The 16,553-nt window shown below is 57.9% G+C and carries 13 protein-coding genes; 7 read left to right on the forward strand and 6 right to left on the reverse strand.

The window, feature by feature from the left end; all coding sequences use genetic code 11:
- The first annotated feature begins 29 nt into the window (after positions 1 to 29).
- The 5 genes from uhpA to ACG1VR_RS02455 all read left to right on the forward strand — a co-directional run bounded on the left by uhpA (position 30) and on the right by ACG1VR_RS02455 (position 5,629).
- Positions 30 to 620 (forward strand): transcriptional regulator UhpA, encoded by a 591-nt coding sequence (gene uhpA, locus ACG1VR_RS02435; RefSeq protein ID WP_395490131.1) that lies wholly within the window; start codon positions 30 to 32, stop codon positions 618 to 620.
- Entirely contained in the window at positions 620 to 2,122 is a 1,503-nt protein-coding gene (gene uhpB / locus ACG1VR_RS02440; RefSeq protein WP_395490132.1) for a signal transduction histidine-protein kinase/phosphatase UhpB, read from the forward strand. Before uhpA ends, uhpB begins: the two co-directional genes overlap by 1 nt.
- Positions 2,123 to 2,131: 9 nt before the next feature.
- Positions 2,132 to 3,460: an MFS transporter gene (locus ACG1VR_RS02445; protein WP_039898842.1), complete on the forward strand. Its 1,329-nt coding sequence runs from the start codon at positions 2,132 to 2,134 to the stop codon at positions 3,458 to 3,460.
- A 138-nt stretch (positions 3,461 to 3,598) separates the two neighbouring features.
- Complete coding sequence (gene uhpT / locus ACG1VR_RS02450; protein WP_279048903.1) at positions 3,599 to 4,990, forward strand: hexose-6-phosphate:phosphate antiporter; 1,392 nt, start codon at positions 3,599 to 3,601, stop codon at positions 4,988 to 4,990.
- 186 nt (positions 4,991 to 5,176) lie between these two features.
- Entirely contained in the window at positions 5,177 to 5,629 is a 453-nt protein-coding gene (locus tag ACG1VR_RS02455; protein ID WP_016538319.1) for a DUF1198 domain-containing protein, read from the forward strand.
- Between the two features lie 46 nt (positions 5,630 to 5,675).
- On the opposite strand, the gene ACG1VR_RS02460 is transcribed toward ACG1VR_RS02455, so the two are convergent.
- The 4 genes from ACG1VR_RS02460 to pepA all read right to left on the reverse strand — a co-directional run bounded on the left by ACG1VR_RS02460 (position 5,676) and on the right by pepA (position 11,319).
- On the reverse strand, positions 5,676 to 6,188 hold the full coding sequence (locus tag ACG1VR_RS02460) for a GNAT family N-acetyltransferase (protein WP_395490133.1): 513 nt from the start codon (positions 6,186 to 6,188) through the stop codon (positions 5,676 to 5,678).
- Positions 6,189 to 6,306: 118 nt separating this feature from the next.
- Positions 6,307 to 9,162: a valine--tRNA ligase gene (locus ACG1VR_RS02465; RefSeq protein ID WP_395490134.1), complete on the reverse strand. Its 2,856-nt coding sequence runs from the start codon at positions 9,160 to 9,162 to the stop codon at positions 6,307 to 6,309.
- Positions 9,163 to 9,168: 6 nt separating this feature from the next.
- Positions 9,169 to 9,627, reverse strand: coding sequence for a DNA polymerase III subunit chi (locus tag ACG1VR_RS02470; RefSeq protein WP_016538316.1), 459 nt, complete (start codon positions 9,625 to 9,627; stop codon positions 9,169 to 9,171).
- Positions 9,628 to 9,807: 180 nt separating this feature from the next.
- The gene (pepA, locus tag ACG1VR_RS02475; RefSeq protein ID WP_016538315.1) at positions 9,808 to 11,319 is read right to left on the reverse strand and encodes a leucyl aminopeptidase; all 1,512 of its coding nucleotides are present in this window, start codon (positions 11,317 to 11,319) and stop codon (positions 9,808 to 9,810) included.
- A 274-nt stretch (positions 11,320 to 11,593) separates the two neighbouring features.
- On the opposite strand from pepA, the gene lptF reads away from it, so the two are divergent.
- A complete protein-coding gene (lptF, locus tag ACG1VR_RS02480) occupies positions 11,594 to 12,694 on the forward strand; it encodes an LPS export ABC transporter permease LptF (RefSeq protein ID WP_016538314.1) in 1,101 nt (366 codons plus the stop codon).
- Positions 12,695 to 13,774 carry an LPS export ABC transporter permease LptG gene (gene lptG / locus ACG1VR_RS02485; protein ID WP_016538313.1) on the forward strand — a complete coding sequence of 360 codons (1,080 nt, stop codon included), beginning with the start codon at positions 12,695 to 12,697 and terminating at the stop codon, positions 13,772 to 13,774.
- 83 nt (positions 13,775 to 13,857) lie between these two features.
- On the opposite strand, the gene ACG1VR_RS02490 is transcribed toward lptG, so the two are convergent.
- The gene (locus ACG1VR_RS02490; RefSeq protein ID WP_395488908.1) at positions 13,858 to 15,000 is read right to left on the reverse strand and encodes an IS481 family transposase; all 1,143 of its coding nucleotides are present in this window, start codon (positions 14,998 to 15,000) and stop codon (positions 13,858 to 13,860) included.
- 234 nt (positions 15,001 to 15,234) lie between these two features.
- Positions 15,235 to 16,464, reverse strand: a complete 1,230-nt coding sequence (locus tag ACG1VR_RS02495) for an amino acid permease (protein ID WP_172568936.1) — start codon at positions 16,462 to 16,464, stop codon at positions 15,235 to 15,237.
- Between the last annotated feature and the right edge of the window lie 89 nt (positions 16,465 to 16,553).

The raw sequence follows: 16,553 nt of genomic DNA on the forward strand, positions 1-16,553 counted from the left end.
CGCGTTTTTTTACCTTCCTGGAACGCGCCATGATTACCATCGCCCTTATCGACGATCACCTTATCGTCCGCTCCGGCTTTGCCCAACTGCTTGGGCTGGAGGCGGATTTTCAGGTTGTGGCCGAGTTTGGCTCGGGCCGCGAGGCGCTGGCCGGGCTGCCGGGGCAGGGCGTTCAGGTCTGCATCTGCGATATTTCGATGCCGGACGTTTCCGGGCTTGAGCTTCTCGCCCAACTGCCGAAGGGCATGGCGACTATTATGTTGTCGGTCCACGACAGCCCGGCGCTGGTGGAACAGGCGCTTAACGCCGGGGCGCGCGGCTTTTTATCCAAACGCTGTAGCCCGGACGAATTGATTGCGGCGGTGCACACCGTAGCGACCGGCGGCTGCTACCTGACGTCGGACATTGCCATGAAGCTGGCCGCCGGACGGCAGGACCCGCTGACTAAGCGCGAACGCCAGGTGGCAGAAAAACTGGCCCAGGGCATGGCGGTGAAAGAGATCGCCACCGAGCTTGGACTGTCGCCGAAAACGGTACACGTTCACCGCGCAAATCTGATGGAAAAACTCGACGTCAGCAACGACGTAGCGCTGGCTCGCCGCCTGTTCGACGGCTGGTGATGCAGTCTTTCTTCTCGCGGCTGATAGCCGTTATCGCCAGCTTTTTTATCTTCTCCGCCGCGTGGTTCTGCCTGTGGAGCATCAGCCTGCATTTAGTGGTAAGACCCGAACTGGCGGTGCTGCTGTTTCCCTTTGGCCTGCGTCTGGGCCTGATGCTGCAATGCCCGCGTGGCTACTGGCCGGTACTGCTCGGTGCGGAATGGCTGATGCTGGGCTGGCTGGCTCAGGAAGTGGCGCTGGCGCACCTGCCGCTGCTGATGGCCGGGGGCGTGCTGACCCTGCTGCCCGTGGCGCTTATCTCCCGCTATCGCCACCAGCGAGACTGGCGGACTTTGCTGCGCCAGGGCGGAGCGCTTATCGCCGCCGCGCTGCTGCAATCTTTGCCGTGGATTGGGCGGGGGCATGAGTCCCTGAACGCCCTGCTGTTAACCCTGACCGGCGGCCTGACGCTGGCCCCGACCTGCCTGGTTATCTGGCACTATCTCACCAGCACCGTCTGGCAGCCGCTTGGCCCGGCGCTGGTTTCCCAGCCGGTGAACTGGCGCGGTCGCCATCTGATTTGGTATCTGCTGTTATTCGCCGTCAGCCTCTGGCTTCAGCTGGGGCTGCCCGCCGAGCTTTCTCGCTTTACGCCGTTCTGCCTTGCGCTGCCGATTATCGCCCTGGCCTGGCACTACGGCTGGCAGGGGGCGCTTATTGCCACCCTGATGAACGCCATTGCTTTAATCGCCAGCCAGACCTGGCACGATCACCCGGTCGATCTTCTGCTGTCGCTGCTGGCGCAAAGCCTCACCGGGCTGCTGCTGGGGGCGGGGATCCAGCGCCTGCGCGAGCTGAACCAGTCGCTGCAAACCGAGCTTGCCCGCAACCGCCGCCTTGCCGAGCGGCTGCTGGAAACCGAAGAGAGCGTGCGCCGGGAAGTGGCTCGCGAGCTGCACGACGATATTGGTCAGACGATCACGGCTATCCGCACCCAGGCCGGAATAATGAAGCGCCAGGCCCCGGAAAACGATGGCGTGAAACGCAGCGGGGCGCATATCGAACAGCTCTCGCTGGGCGTTTATGACTCGGTACGCCGCCTGCTCGGGCGGCTGCGACCGCGCCAGCTGGACGATCTCTCCCTCGAACAGGCGGTGCGCTCCCTGCTGCGCGAAATGGAGCTGGAAAGCCGGGGCATAGTCAGCCATCTCGACTGGCAAATTGACGAGCAGATGCTCAGTGAGGGGCAGCGCGTCACGTTGTTCCGGGTTTGCCAGGAAGGGCTGAACAACATCGTCAAACACGCCAGCGCCAGCGCGGTCACGCTCCAGGGCTGGCGCCAGGAAGAGTGGCTGATGCTGGTGATTGAAGATGACGGCAGCGGCCTGCCGCCCGGCTCGGGGCAGCAGGGCTTCGGGCTTCTCGGGATGCGCGAGCGCGTGACGGCGCTGGGCGGCACCCTGGCTATTTCCTGCACTCACGGCACGCGCGTCAGCGTCAGCCTGCCGTTGCGATACGTCTGAGGGGCGATGATGTTGAGTTTCCTGAAAGTACCGGCCAGCGCGCCTTTGCTGGGCGATAAAAATGAAATCGACGCCCGCTATCGCTACTGGCGGCGGCATATCCTGATAACCATCTGGCTGGGTTACGCGCTGTTTTACTTCACCCGCAAAAGCTTTAACGCCGCCGCGCCGGAGATCCTCGCCACCGGCGTAATGGAGCGCACCGACATCGGCCTGCTGGCGACGCTGTTTTACGTGACCTATGGCCTGTCGAAGTTTCTTTCAGGGATAGTCAGCGACTTCTCCAACGCTCGCTACTTTATGGGGCTGGGGCTGATTGCCACCGGCATCGTCAACATCCTGTTCGGCTTCTCGACTTCGCTATGGGCGTTCGCCCTGCTGTGGGCGCTTAACGCTTTCTTCCAGGGCTGGGGCTCGCCCGTTTGCGCCAGATTGCTCACGGCCTGGTACTCCCGCAGCGAGCGCGGCGGCTGGTGGGCGGTGTGGAATACGGCGCATAACGTGGGCGGGGCGCTTATTCCGATTATTATCGGTGCGGCGGCGATGAATTATGGCTGGCGCGTTGGGATGATGATTGCCGGCTGCCTCGCGATTATTGCCGGGCTGTTTCTCTGCTGGCGGCTGCGCGACCGGCCGCAAACCGTTGGCCTGCCCGCCGTGGGCGACTGGCAGCACGACGAGCTGGAAATGGCTCAGCAGCAGGAAGGCGCGGGGCTAACGCGCAAAGAGATCCTCTATAAATACGTGCTGGCGAACCCGTACATCTGGCTGCTGTCGCTGTGCTACGTGCTGGTGTACGTGGTGAGGGCGGCGATAAACGACTGGGGCAATCTCTATATGTCGGAGACGCTCGGCGTGGGGCTGGTCAAGGCTAACTCGGCGGTGACGATGTTCGAACTTGGCGGGTTTATCGGCGCGCTGGTTGCGGGCTGGGGGTCGGACAAGTTGTTTAACGGTAACCGCGGGCCGATGAACCTCATTTTTGCCGCCGGTATTCTGCTCTCGGTTGGCTCGCTGTGGCTGATGCCTTTTGCCAGCTACGTGATGCAGGCCGCCTGCTTCTTTACCACCGGCTTCTTCGTGTTTGGCCCGCAGATGCTTATCGGCATGGCGGCGGCGGAGTGTTCGCATAAAGAGGCTGCGGGCGCGGCAACCGGGTTTGTCGGGCTGTTTGCTTACCTCGGGGCATCGCTCTCCGGCTGGCCGCTGGCGAGGGTTATCGACATCTGGCACTGGAGCGGGTTTTTCGCGGTTATCGCCACCGCCGCCGGGATTTCGGCTCTGCTGCTGCTGCCGTTCTTAAACGCTCAGGCACCGCGTGCCGCCAGTGAAGCGTGATGCATCTCACCTTTTTGTGCCAAACAGGGCAAAACTAAGAAATATTCCCGGTTGCGCCTGGACGCTGTCTCAGGCCAGTTGACGCGCTGATTTCTACAATGCCTGCCATCAAGCAGGTATTCAAATCAGGAGTCATCCATGCTGGCCTTTTTAAACCAGGTGCGTAAGCCAACCCTGGATCTGCCGCTCGAAGTGCGGCGCAAGATGTGGTTCAAACCGTTTATGCAGTCGTACCTGGTGGTCTTCATCGGCTACCTGACGATGTATTTGATCCGCAAAAACTTCAACATCGCGCAGAACGACATGATCTCAACCTACGGGCTGAGCATGACGCAGCTGGGGATGATCGGCCTCGGATTCTCCATCACCTACGGCGTGGGCAAAACGCTGGTTTCTTATTATGCGGACGGCAAAAACACCAAGCAGTTCCTGCCGTTTATGCTGATCCTCTCCGCCATCTGTATGCTCGGCTTCAGCGCCAGCATGGGCGCTGGCTCGGTTAGCCTGTTCCTGATGATTGCCTTCTACGCGCTGAGCGGTTTCTTCCAGAGCACCGGCGGGTCGTGCAGCTATTCAACCATTACCAAATGGACTCCTCGCCGTAAGCGCGGCAGCTATCTGGGCATGTGGAACATCTCCCACAACCTCGGCGGCGCGGGCGCGGCTGGCGTTGCCCTGTTTGGCGCTAACTACCTGTTTGACGGCCACGTTATCGGGATGTTTATCTTCCCGTCCATTATCGCCCTGATCGTCGGCTTTGTTGCCCTGCGCTACGGCAGCGACTCCCCTGAGTCTTACGGCCTCGGCACCGCCGAAGAGCTGTTTGGCGAAGAGGTGAGCGAAGAAGACAAAGAAGCCGAAGATAATTCCATGACCAAATGGCAGATCTTCGTTGAGTACGTGCTGAAGAACAAAGTTATCTGGCTGCTGTGCTTCTCCAACATCTTCCTTTACGTGGTGCGCATCGGCATCGACCAGTGGTCCACCGTGTACGCTTTCCAGGAGCTGAAGCTCTCCAAAGAAGTGGCGATTCAGGGCTTCACCCTGTTTGAAGTGGGCGCGCTGGTGGGCACGCTGCTGTGGGGCTGGCTGTCGGACCTGGCTAACGGGCGCCGTGCGCTGGTTGCCTGCGTTGCGCTGGCGCTGATTATCGCCACCCTGGGCGTGTACCAACATGCCAGCAACCAGTACGTTTACCTGGCTTCGCTGTTTGCTCTTGGCTTCCTGGTCTTTGGCCCGCAGCTGCTGATTGGCGTGGCGGCGGTTGGCTTCGTGCCGAAGAAAGCTATCGGCGCGGCGGACGGCATCAAAGGCACCTTCGCCTACCTGATTGGCGACAGCTTCGCCAAGCTTGGCCTGGGCATGATTGCCGACGGCACGCCGGTCTTCGGCCTCACCGGCTGGGCTGGTACCTTTGCCGCTCTGGATGCGGCAGCGATCGGCTGTATCGTGCTGATGGCAATAGTCGCGGTATTTGAAGAGCGCAAAATTCGCCGTGAGAAAAAGATCCAGCAGCTTAAAATCGCTTAAGTGTGTTGTTGGTGACTTACTGCCCGGCATAACGCCGGGCTTTTTTATGCCTGCCGCCCGCCAGATTGCGCACAGGTCTGGCGTATTACTGAGGAAAGTGATTGCGGTATACTGCATGAAGTCCATGAAAAAATATTGCCGGTTGCTGACGGCAAAATAAGCTTAGGCAGTCGGGAATCTTACTTCATGATTTGGTTAATGTTGGCTACGCTGTGTGTGGTGTTTGTTGTAGGGTTTCGGGTGCTTACGTCTCATTCCCGGCGGGCAATTCGTCGGCTGAGTGAGCGGCTGGGGATCGATGTGGTGCCGGTTGAATCGATGATCGATCAGATGGGGAAAGCGCAAGGCGACGCGTTTTTGCAGTATTTGCATCGCCCCGATGAGTCTCATCTGCAAAATGCGGCTCAGGTCCTGCTTATCTGGCAAATCGTGATTGTGGACGGCAGCGATCAAAATTTACAGCAGTGGCACCGTAGGCTGCAAAAGGCCAGGCTGGCGGCTCCGGTGACCGATGCTCAGGTGCGCCTTGCGTTGGGGTTTCTGCGCGAAATAGAGCCAGACTGGCCGGAGATTAACGCCTTCCAGATGCGCTATAACGGTTATTTCCAGCCGGAAGACGGCGTACACTGGCTGCATTGATGCCAGCAGCCCGGCAGAACGTTGTTTTATATTAAAAGCGCTGTGATTACAGCGCCTTGAGCATAGTTACTTCGCAGTCCACATGCCCGGTACAGCCGAGCGGAGCAGGAATATGCTCGAACCCCAGATGCTCGTACAGGCCAATGGCTTCTTTCAAAAACGCCGTAGTTTCCAGATAGCAGCGGGTAAACCCTTCGGCGCGGGCAAACTCCAGCGCCTGTAACGCGAGCTTTTTCGCCAGCCCTTTACCGCGAACCACCGGCAAGAAATACATTTTTTGCAGCTCGCAGATATCCGGCTCGCTACATGACAGCGGGGCGACGCCGCCGCCTCCCACCACTTCGCCATCAATCTCAACGACCCAATAAGCATGCTGAGGCTTGCTATACAGCTGGTACAGCTCATCAAGGTTAGGGTCGGCAACGGTATAGCCTTTGTCGGCGGTCAGGCCGTATTCGGCAGAAACCTGACGAATAACCCGGGCGATGGCCGAATTATCTTCGGCGGTAATCCGGCGCAGCTGGAGCTTCACGTCAACCGGAGCAGTGGTGTTCATCATGTGACTCATAAGCTTAGGAAGGATAAAGGGAGTTAATAGCACTTCATGAAGTAGGGTGCAAGTTGCGCAAAAAAAACGCCCCGCACGGAGATGCGGGGCGGATAGAGCAGCTTAACGATTACAGGGCGGCGATAACGGCCTGCTGTTCAATCAGCTTAGCTTTGGCGTCTGCAAAACCTTCGAGACGCTCGCGCTCTTTGGCTACTACGTCAGCCGGGGCGCGGGCCACAAAGCCTTCGTTAGAGAGCTTGCCTTCGATTTTGCCAATTTCGATTTCGATTTTAGCCACTTCTTTAGCCAGACGCTCAATCTCAGCGGCTTTGTCTACCAGGCCTGCCATCGGGATCAGCAGTTCTGCGCCGTCGATAATTTTGGTCACGGAAACCGGGCCTTTATCGTCAACAGGCAGAATAGTGATGCTTTCCAGGCGAGCCAGGTTCTGCAGGAAGGTGCGGTTGTCGGTTACGCGACGAATCGCTTCATCGTTGCAGCCGCGCAGCAGCACTTCCAGGCGTTTACTCGGCGCGATGTTCATTTCGGCACGAATGTTACGCACGGCGGTGATGACATCCTTCAGCCATTCGGTATCGGCAAAGGCCGCTTCATCAACCTGAGAAGCATCATAAGCCGGGAACGCTTGCAGCATGATGGTATCGTCGGTGATGCCTTTCAGCACTTTCACGCGCTGCCAGATGGTTTCTGTGATGAATGGAATGATCGGGTGCGCAAGACGCAGCAGGCCTTCCAGCACGTTCACCAGCGTGTTGCGGGTGCCGCGCAGCTCGGCTTCAGTGCCGCCGTTCATGACCGGCTTGGTCAGCTCCAGATACCAGTCGCAGAACTGGTTCCAGGTGAACTCATACAGGATGTTAGCGGCGATATCGAAGCGGTAGCTGTCCAGCGCTTCGCGGTACGCTTTAACGGTGCGGTTGAACTCGGCCAGGATCCACCGATCCGCCAGGGAGAGCACCAGCTCGCCGCCGTTGAAGCCGCAGTCCTGCTCTTCGGTGTTCATCAGCACAAAGCGGCTGGCGTTCCAGAGCTTGTTACAGAAGTTACGGTAGCCTTCCAGGCGCTTCATATCCCAGTTGATGTCGCGGCCGGTAGAGGCCAGCGCCGCCAGGGTAAAGCGCAGGGCGTCGGTGCCGTGCGGCTCGATGCCGTTCGGGAATTGCTTCTCGGTGCGCTTGCGGATTTTCTCCGCCAGCTGCGGCTGCATCATGTTGCCGGTGCGTTTTTCCAGCAGGTCTTCCAGCGAAATGCCGTCAACCATGTCCAGCGGGTCGATAACGTTGCCCTTGGACTTGGACATCTTCTGGCCTTCGTCGTCGCGGATAAGGCCGGTCATGTAGACGGTCTTAAACGGAACCTGCGGCTTGCCGTCTTCATCTTTGATGAAGTGCATGGTCAGCATGATCATGCGGGCAATCCAGAAGAAGATAATGTCGAAGCCGCTGACCATCACGCTTGTCGGGTGGAAGGTGCGCAGCGCTTCGGTGTTTTCCGGCCAGCCCAGGGTGGAGAAAGTCCACAGGCCGGAGGAGAACCAGGTGTCCAGCACGTCTTCGTCCTGGTTCAACGCTACGTCGTCGCCCAGGTTGTTCTCGGCGCGAACTTCCGCTTCGTTGCGGCCAACGTAAACGTTGCCTTCCGCGTCGTACCAGGCCGGGATACGGTGGCCCCACCACAGCTGGCGGGAGATACACCAGTCCTGAATGTCGCGCATCCAGGAGAAGTACATATTTTCGTACTGCTTAGGCACGAACTGAATGTCACCTTGCTCAACGGCTTCTACAGCTACTTTTGCCAGCGGAGCGGTGCGCACGTACCACTGGTCGGTCAGCATAGGTTCGATAACCACGCCGCCACGGTCGCCGTAAGGTACGGTCAGGTCGTGAGGTTTGATTTCGTCCAGCAGACCCAGTTCGTCGAACTTAGCCACCACGGCTTTACGCGCGGCAAAACGTTCCAGCTTCTGGAATTCTGCCGGGATGTCGGACGCGTAAACGTCGGACTCTTCGCCGTTGGTATCAAACACTTCTGCCGCTTCGCGGATATCGCCGTCGAAGGTCAGAACGTTGATCATTGGTAACTGGTGGCGGCGGCCAACTTCGTAGTCGTTGAAGTCGTGCGCAGGCGTAATCTTCACGCAGCCGGTGCCTTTTTCCATGTCGGCGTGTTCATCGCCAACGATTGGGATGCGGCGGTTAACCAGCGGCAGGACGATGAATTTGCCAATCAGGTCTTTGTAGCGCGGATCTTCCGGATTAACGGCCACGCCGGTGTCACCGAGTACGGTTTCCGGGCGGGTGGTGGCGACAACCAGGTAATCTTTACCGTCAGCGGTTTTTGCGCCGTCGGCCAGCGGGTAGCGCAGGTGCCACATGGACCCTTTGGACTCGCGGTTTTCAACTTCCAGGTCGGAAATTGCGGTGCGCAGTTTCGGGTCCCAGTTTACCAGGCGTTTGCCGCGGTAGATCAGGTCTTCTTTGTACAGGCGAACGAACACTTCTTTCACCGCGTTGGACAGACCTTCGTCCATGGTGAAGCGCTCACGCTCCCAGTCTACGGAGTTACCGAGACGACGCATCTGACGGGTAATGGTGCCGCCGGACTCCGCCTTCCACTGCCAGATTTTTTCGATGAACGCATCGCGGCCGTAATCGTGGCGGGTTTTCCCCTCTTCGGCGGCAATTTTACGCTCAACAACCATCTGGGTCGCGATACCGGCGTGGTCGGTGCCCGCCTGCCACAGGGTATTTTTGCCCTGCATGCGCTGGTAACGGATCATGGTATCCATGATGGTTTGCTGGAAGGCGTGACCCATATGCAAACTGCCGGTGACGTTCGGCGGTGGGATCATGATGCAGAAGCTTTCCTGGCTGGTGTCGCCATTCGGTTTGAAGTAGCCCTGCTGTTCCCAGTGCTCGTAAAGCGGCTGTTCGATATCTTGCGGGTTATATGTCTTTTCCATTGTCTGCTATGTCGTTCCCGGCGGGGTGTAAGTCGCCGTAGTCAAGTGGAAACCAGCAACGCGATACGCTTTATAGCGTTCACGGGCCAGTTGTTTCTGAGTGTCTTCGTAAGGTACGAAGTCTATCACTTCCAGGAAAGCGGTGGCAAAATCTGCGAACTGCGGTAGCAGGCTAATCAGAATATCCCTCGGGGCGCTGCCGCGGCGCTGGGGCCATGCCAGTTCAACCGGCGCGCCGTAGCGCGGGCCTTCACCGGCAAGGTTATGCGGCACGAAGGCATGCGCATCGCGCTGCCAGAGCGCTTCATCGAGGCGAATCGCCTGTTGCTCGTCCTCACAGGCAATCAGCACTCGTTTACCGGCCCGAAATCCATCTGCAGCCAGCTCGCACACCAGCTGTTCAACGGCGCTCAGCCCTTCGGCGTGCGTGTCGTTGTCCAGCAGGTAAAACGTCGCGTTTTTCATGAGACCAGCTTTTTAAGTTGAATGTTGTTGCCCCTCACCCTAACCCTCTCCCCGGAGGGGCGAGGGGATCAAACAAAACTGCTTTATGCCCTCTCCCCAAAGGGGCGGGGGAAACAAACCGAATTGTTTTCCCCCTCTCCCTTCCAGGGAGAGGGCCGGGGTGAGGGTAAGTCTTACAAATTATTCTTCGCCGTTAAACCCGGAGCGGTTCAGCAGGAACTGAGACAGCAGGGCGACAGGGCGGCCAGTTGCGCCTTTTGCCTTGCCGGAACGCCATGCGGTACCGGCGATGTCCAGGTGCGCCCAGTTGTACTTGCGGGTAAAGCGGGACAAGAAGCAAGCCGCGGTAATCGCGCCGCCAGGGCGGCCACCGATGTTTGCCATGTCTGCGAAGTTAGAGTCCAGCTGATCCTGGTATTCGTCGCCAATTGGCAGACGCCACGCGCGGTCACCAGCCTGCTCGGAAGCGCTAATCAGCTCGTGAGCCAGCGGGTTGTGGTTGGACATCAGGCCGGTGATATGGTGGCCGAGAGCAATCACACACGCGCCGGTCAGCGTGGCCACGTCGATGACTACTTCAGGTTCGAAGCGCTCAACGTAGGTCAGCACGTCGCACAGGACCAGGCGGCCTTCGGCGTCGGTGTTTAACACCTCAACGGTCTGGCCGGACATGGTGGTCAGCACGTCGCCCGGGCGATAAGCGCGGCCGCCAGGCATGTTTTCACAGCCCGCCAGCACGCCAATCACGTTAATCGGCAGGTTCAGTTCGGCAACCATACGCATCACGCCGTAGACCGAAGCCGCGCCGCACATGTCGTACTTCATTTCGTCCATGCCTTCGGCAGGCTTGATGGAGATACCGCCGGAGTCGAAGGTCAGGCCTTTACCCACCAGCACAATCGGACGAGCGTCTTCAGAAGCATTGCCTTTATATTCGATAACCGACATCAGCGATTCGTTCTGAGAACCGGCCCCTACCGCGAGGTAAGAGTGCATGCCCAGCTCTTTCATCTGCTGCTCACCAATCACGCGGGTCACCACGTTTTTGCTGAACGAGTCCGCCAGCTGGCGCGCCTGGGAGGCGAGGTAACCGGCGTTACAGATGTTTGGCGGCATGTTGCCGAGATCTTTCGCTGCCTTAATGCCGGAAGCAATAGCCAGGCCGTGCTGAATCGCACGTTCGCCGCTGGTCAGTTCGCGGCGGGTTGGCACGTTGAACACCATTTTACGCAGCGGGCGGCGTGGCTCGGTTTTATTGGTTTTCAGCTGGTCGAAGCTGTACAGCGACTCTTTAGCCGTTTCTACCGCCTGGCGTACTTTCCAGTAAGTGTTGCGGCCTTTAACGTGCAGTTCGGTCAGGAAGCAGACGGCTTCCATCGAACCGGTATCGTTAAGCGTGTTGATTGTTTTCTGAATTACCTGCTTGTACTGGCGCTCGTCGAGCTCGCGCTCTTTGCCGCAGCCAATCAGCAGAATACGTTCAGACAGCACGTTAGGTACGTGATGAAGCAACAAGGTTTGCCCCGGTTTGCCTTCCAGCTCACCACGACGAAGAAGCGCGCTGATGTAGCCATCGCTGATTTTATCGAGTTGTTCTGCGATCGGGGACAGGCGACGCGGTTCAAAGACTCCCACAACGATGCAGGCACTACGCTGTTTCTCGGGGCTACCGCTTTTTACACTGAACTCCATGCACTACGCTCCTGAATCTTAAAGACAACGGCGGGGGCTACAGGCTAGAATTGCAAGCTTTCGTAACTCATCTCCGCTGTTGCGATGACTTCGTGTTAATCTTAACGAATGGATTTACGTTTTCTATTAGGTCTAAACATCGCCCTGTCAGGCGACTTCGCCAGGCTATCTAATCTTAGCGATGTTTTCGACGACTAAAGAGAATAAATGACGTATAAGCGATGAAACAAGCGATTTTCCTGCAAAAAGACTCGTTTCCACAGGCGTATTTAATGTGATTATCATAAGATATCTGGTTCGGGAGACGCTGAAGAGCCAACTGGCGATCCTTTTTATCCTGCTGCTGATTTTCTTTGCTCAGAAGCTGGTCAGGATCCTGGGCGCCGCGGCTGACGGCGAAATCCCGACAAACCTCGTACTTTCTCTGCTTGGATTAGGCGTGCCTGAGATGGCGCAGCTAATTCTTCCCCTGAGCCTGTTCCTCGGCCTGCTCATGACGCTTGGGCGTTTGTATACCGAGAGCGAAATCACGGTAATGCATGCCTGTGGTCTGAGTAAAGCAGTACTGGTAAAAGCAGCGATGGTTCTCGCACTCTTTACCGGCATTGTGGCCACGGTCAACGTGGCGTGGCTCAGCCCGTGGTCGGCACGCCACCAGGATGAAGTGCTGGCCGAAGCCAGAGCTAACCCCGGCATGGCGGCGCTGGCACAGGGCCAGTTCCAGACGGCGACCAACGGTGGCGCGGTGCTGTTTATCGAAAGCGTTCAGGGCAAAGAGTTCAAAGACGTCTTCCTGGCGCAGACCCGCCCGAAAGGGAGCACTCGTCCTTCGGTTGTGGTGGCGGACTCCGGCCAAATCTTCCAGCGCCCGGACGGCACGCAAATAGTTAAATTAAACAGCGGGACCCGCTTCGAAGGCACTTCGGCGCTGCGCGATTTCCGTATTACCGACTTTAAAGATTACCAGGCCGTGGTGGGCCACCAGGCGGTGATGCTTGACCCGTCCGACACCAGCCAGATGAGCACGTTGGATCTGTGGAAGAGCCCGGAGCCCGCGGCCCGCGCGGAGCTGCACTGGCGCCTGACGCTTATCATGTCGGTCTTTATTATGGCGCTGATGGTGGTGCCGCTCAGCGTGGTAAACCCGCGCCAGGGCCGCGTGTTGTCTATGCTGCCGGCGATGCTGCTTTACCTGGTGTTCTTCCTGCTGCAAAGCTCGCTGCGCTCCAGTGGGGCAAAAGAGAAGCTTGATCCGATGATTTGGCTCTGGACGGTTAATGTGGTTTACCTGGCGCTGGCCGTCGTGCTGAACCTCTGGGATACGGTAGCGATGCGTAAACTGCGCGCCCGCTTTAGCAACAAAGGAGCGGCTTAAATGTTTGGCGTACTTGACCGTTATATCGGTAAAACCATCTTAAACACCATCCTGATGACGCTGTTTATGCTGGTGTCGCTCTCAGGGATTATTAAGTTCGTTGACCAGTTAAAGAAAACCGGGCAGGGCTCTTATTCTGCGGCTGGAGCGGGGATGTACACCCTGCTCAGCGTGCCGAAAGATATTCAAATCTTCTTCCCGATGGCGGCGCTGCTTGGCGCGCTGCTGGGCCTGGGGATGCTGGCTCAGCGCAGCGAGCTGGTGGTGATGCAGGCTTCGGGCTTTACCCGCATGCAAATCGCCTCTTCGGTGATGAAAACCGCTATCCCGCTGGTGTTGTTGACCATGGCGATTGGTGAATGGGTTGCGCCTCAGGGCGAGCAGATGGCGCGTAATTACCGCGCACAGATGCTGCTCGGCGGTTCGTTGCTCTCCACCACGAATGCGATTTGGGCGAAAGACGGCCATGACTTCGTGTATATCGACCATGTGAACAGCGATACAGAAATTGCGGGGATCATGATTTACCACTTCAACGGCGAGCGCCGCCTGCTTTCCGTGCGCAATGCTGCGGCCGCGAAGTACGACGCCGAACATAAAGTCTGGCGGCTGTCACAGGTTGAAGAATCAAACCTGACCGACCCGAAACAAATCACCGGCTCGCAAACCGTGAGCGGCGAGTGGAAGACCAACCTGACGCCGGACAAGCTTGGCGTAGTGGCGCTCGACCCGGACTCGCTGTCGATAAGCGGCCTGTACGATTACATGAAATACCTGAAGACCAGCGGCCAGGATTCAAGGCGTTACCAGCTGAATATGTGGAGCAAGATTTTTGCCCCCGTATCGGTGGCGGTGATGATGCTGATGGCGCTTTCGTTCATCTTTGGCCCGCTGCGTAGCGTGCCGATGGGCGTGAGGGTGGTGACGGGGATTAGCTTCGGCTTTATTTTCTACGTGCTGGATCAGGTGTTTGGCCCGCTGAGCCTGGTGTACAACATCCCGCCTATTATCGGTGCATTGCTGCCTAGCGTGTCGTTCCTGCTGATAAGCCTGTGGATGTTGATGAAGCGCTCGGGCTAAGTTTTTACCCTCACCCTAACCCTCTCCCTATGTACGTTCCGGGGACATAGTAGACAGATGTTCGGGGACATAGTGAACACCTTTTAACATCTTTTACCCATGATGATCGACCGGTTCTTCAGGTCGATCATTCCCACTTTCGTGCTGTACCACCACACCTCATAACAACCGTCCTCACCGCTTTCCTTCAGCCCCACTCGCTCTCCCCTGAACGCTTTGCCCGCTTTCAGGCTGATACCTCTGATGCTCAGGCTTCCACTGATATCCACTTTTCTTACCGCCACGCCGTCATCGTACTCCGGCCCGGGAGCATCGCTTCTGTACTGTCTGGCCGAAGGCTGATAGCGCGAACCCGGGACCGCCATATTCAGTCCCTCATGCGGGCGTTCAAAGTTATAGACCTCCCGCCAGTGGTCAAATACCCGCTGGAGCTGGTCGCTGTCCGTGAACCATTTCCCCTGCAGAACCTCCGCCTTCAGACTGCGGTGAAAACGCTCGAGCTTGCCCTGCGTCTGGGGATGATAAGGCCGCGAGTGCCCCACCCGGATACCCTGACGCATCAGCCACAGCTCCAGCGCGGTCCAGGTCCCGGTGGTGTCTCCCCAGGGCGCCCCGTTATCCATGGTCATCCTCTCCGGCAGGCCATAGCGCTCAAACACCTTTGTCAGATGTGACTGCACGGTCTCACGCCGCTCGTTGTCGCAGTGCGTCAGGCAGAGTGAAAACCGGGAGTGGTCGTCCAGCAGCGTGAGGGGATGGCTGCGCCCACCGGCGAAGGGAAAGTGTCCCTTAAAATCCATCTGCCAGAGGGCGTTCGGCCTGCCGTGTTCGAAGCGACCGGCAGAGGGGATACCCGGCGGTACACCGGGTAGCAGGCCGTGACGGTGCATCAGGTTGTGCACGGTACTGACGGCAGGAAGGTGGTGCCCCTGCGCTTCCAGCCAGGCCTTAATCTTGCGGGCTCCCCAGCGGGGATGGGCCAGGTGTGCCTGCTGTAACAGGTCAGCCACCTGAGCGGCGGTGGCGTTGGGAGAATGATGGGGAGCCCGTGAGCGGTCAGCGAGGCCGGGAAGTCCGGCCTCGAGAAAGCGGCAAAGCCACTTATATCCGGTGGCGGGCGCGATGCCGAAGTGGCGACAGAGCGCCCGGATGTTAGCCCCGTCCTGCGAGGCAAAGTGAACAAACTCGTGACGTAATGACATGGTATCTCTCGCATCCCAGGGCATAAGCGACTCCGGAAGAGGGTTCTTATGCCGTAGTTGTAAGTGTCTACCATGTCCCCGAACAAGTGTTCACCATGTCTCCGGTATGTACACCCTAAAAGGGAGAGGGGATCTTCCTGAAAATACCTGTTCTTTCTTTTCCCCCTCCACTTAAAAATGGAGAGGGGATCTTGCTGATAACACGCTGTTTTTCTTTCCTCCCTCGCCCCTTTGGGGAGAGGGCCGGGGTGAGGGGAATTAGTGAATAAACATCACCGATACGCACAGCACCCCAACAATCAGCGTCAGCAGATTAGCCAGCGAACGCCACGGCTTGAGCGCGGGAACCAGATAAGTTGAAAGGGTGGGCATAATAAACAGGATCAGGGCGATAAGCGGCCCGCTGATGGCGTAAATCATCGCCAGCGCGTTCGGGTTGATGTAGCACACCACGAAGGTCACGGTAGAAATCAGCGCGATAGACAGCGCCCGGCAGAAAGCCCGGCTTTTGCTTACCCCCGCAGCCCCCAGCGTTGACTTAACAATCGCAGCCGCACCTTCAATAACCCCAAAATAGGTGCCAAGGAAAGACTTGGACATCGCTACCACGGCGACCACAAAGCCCGAAATGCCCAGCCATGCAGGCGTGCCCGGCACCATCGACAGCGCGGACAAAATCGTTACGCCCTGAGCTTTGGCCGCCGCAATTTCCTGAGCAGGAATAGACAGGAAGCAGCTGAAGACAAAGAACAGCACGCTGGCGCAAATCACAAAATAGGCCACGCGCATGATCTTCTTGCTGTTATGCATCGCGCCTTCGCCGTGGCTTTCACGCTGGGCGACGGCAAAGGTGGAGATAATTGGCGTATGGCTGAAGGCGAACACCATGACCGGAATCGACATCCAGATCTCACCCAGCGCGTGCCGGTCGAGGGTCAGCCCTTCGGTGAGCAATGACATATGCCAGCTGCCGGAGAGATAAACCGAGAGAAACAGGAAGTAGGCGATCAGCGGGAACACCAGGAAGCCCATCACCTTGATGGTGATTTGGCGGCCCATCAGGAAGATAAGGTTCAGCGCGGCGACCACGCCAAGACTGACCATCACCCTTGTGCCGGTGGTAATCGCCATATGCTTGGCCAACTGCTCCGTAAGGGAGTTGGTTATCGCCACCGCATAAATCAGGATAACGACAAAGAACGCCAGGAAATAGAGCCCGGTTATCAGGTTGCCGATGGTTTTGCCGTAATAATGGGTGACGGCGCTGGTAATGCCTCCGCTGCCCGAGGTTTTAGCCGACAGGATAAACTGGCATAGCGCCCGGTGTGGCCAATAGGTCAGCGGGTAGGCAATTAGCGCGGTGAGCAGGAGAACAATTGCCCCGGCGGAGCCGAGCTGAATGGGGAGGAAAAGGGTGCCTGCGCCAACGGCAGTACCATATAAGGCGAAACTCCACAAAGTTTCTTCTTTTGTCCAGAATTTACGCATTATCTAATTATTTCTTCTGACTGATTTCCAAAAACGGGCGTAATCTAGCACAAAATTGCCCCTGTGAGGCATGTGGCTGTTATTGCAGG

Origin of the sequence: Cedecea davisae (assembly GCF_044095835.1) — a bacterium.
GTDB lineage: Bacteria > Pseudomonadota > Gammaproteobacteria > Enterobacterales > Enterobacteriaceae > Cedecea > Cedecea davisae.

What these genes read in the sequence shown, in the direction of transcription:
- pepA (WP_016538315.1), bottom strand. Translation starts at nt 11,319, where the DNA reads ATGGAGTTCAGTGTAAAAAGCGGTAGCCCCGAGAAACAGCGTAGTGCC.
- ACG1VR_RS02465 (WP_395490134.1), bottom strand. Translation starts at nt 9,162, where the DNA reads ATGGAAAAGACATATAACCCGCAAGATATCGAACAGCCGCTTTACGAG.
- ACG1VR_RS02455 (WP_016538319.1), top strand. Translation starts at nt 5,177, where the DNA reads ATGATTTGGTTAATGTTGGCTACGCTGTGTGTGGTGTTTGTTGTAGGG.
- lptG (WP_016538313.1), top strand. Translation starts at nt 12,695, where the DNA reads ATGTTTGGCGTACTTGACCGTTATATCGGTAAAACCATCTTAAACACC.
- ACG1VR_RS02470 (WP_016538316.1), bottom strand. Translation starts at nt 9,627, where the DNA reads ATGAAAAACGCGACGTTTTACCTGCTGGACAACGACACGCACGCCGAA.
- ACG1VR_RS02445 (WP_039898842.1), top strand. Translation starts at nt 2,132, where the DNA reads ATGTTGAGTTTCCTGAAAGTACCGGCCAGCGCGCCTTTGCTGGGCGAT.
- uhpA (WP_395490131.1), top strand. Translation starts at nt 30, where the DNA reads ATGATTACCATCGCCCTTATCGACGATCACCTTATCGTCCGCTCCGGC.
- uhpB (WP_395490132.1), top strand. Translation starts at nt 620, where the DNA reads ATGCAGTCTTTCTTCTCGCGGCTGATAGCCGTTATCGCCAGCTTTTTT.
- ACG1VR_RS02490 (WP_395488908.1), bottom strand. Translation starts at nt 15,000, where the DNA reads ATGCCCTGGGATGCGAGAGATACCATGTCATTACGTCACGAGTTTGTT.
- ACG1VR_RS02460 (WP_395490133.1), bottom strand. Translation starts at nt 6,188, where the DNA reads ATGATGAACACCACTGCTCCGGTTGACGTGAAGCTCCAGCTGCGCCGG.
- uhpT (WP_279048903.1), top strand. Translation starts at nt 3,599, where the DNA reads ATGCTGGCCTTTTTAAACCAGGTGCGTAAGCCAACCCTGGATCTGCCG.
- ACG1VR_RS02495 (WP_172568936.1), bottom strand. Translation starts at nt 16,464, where the DNA reads ATGCGTAAATTCTGGACAAAAGAAGAAACTTTGTGGAGTTTCGCCTTA.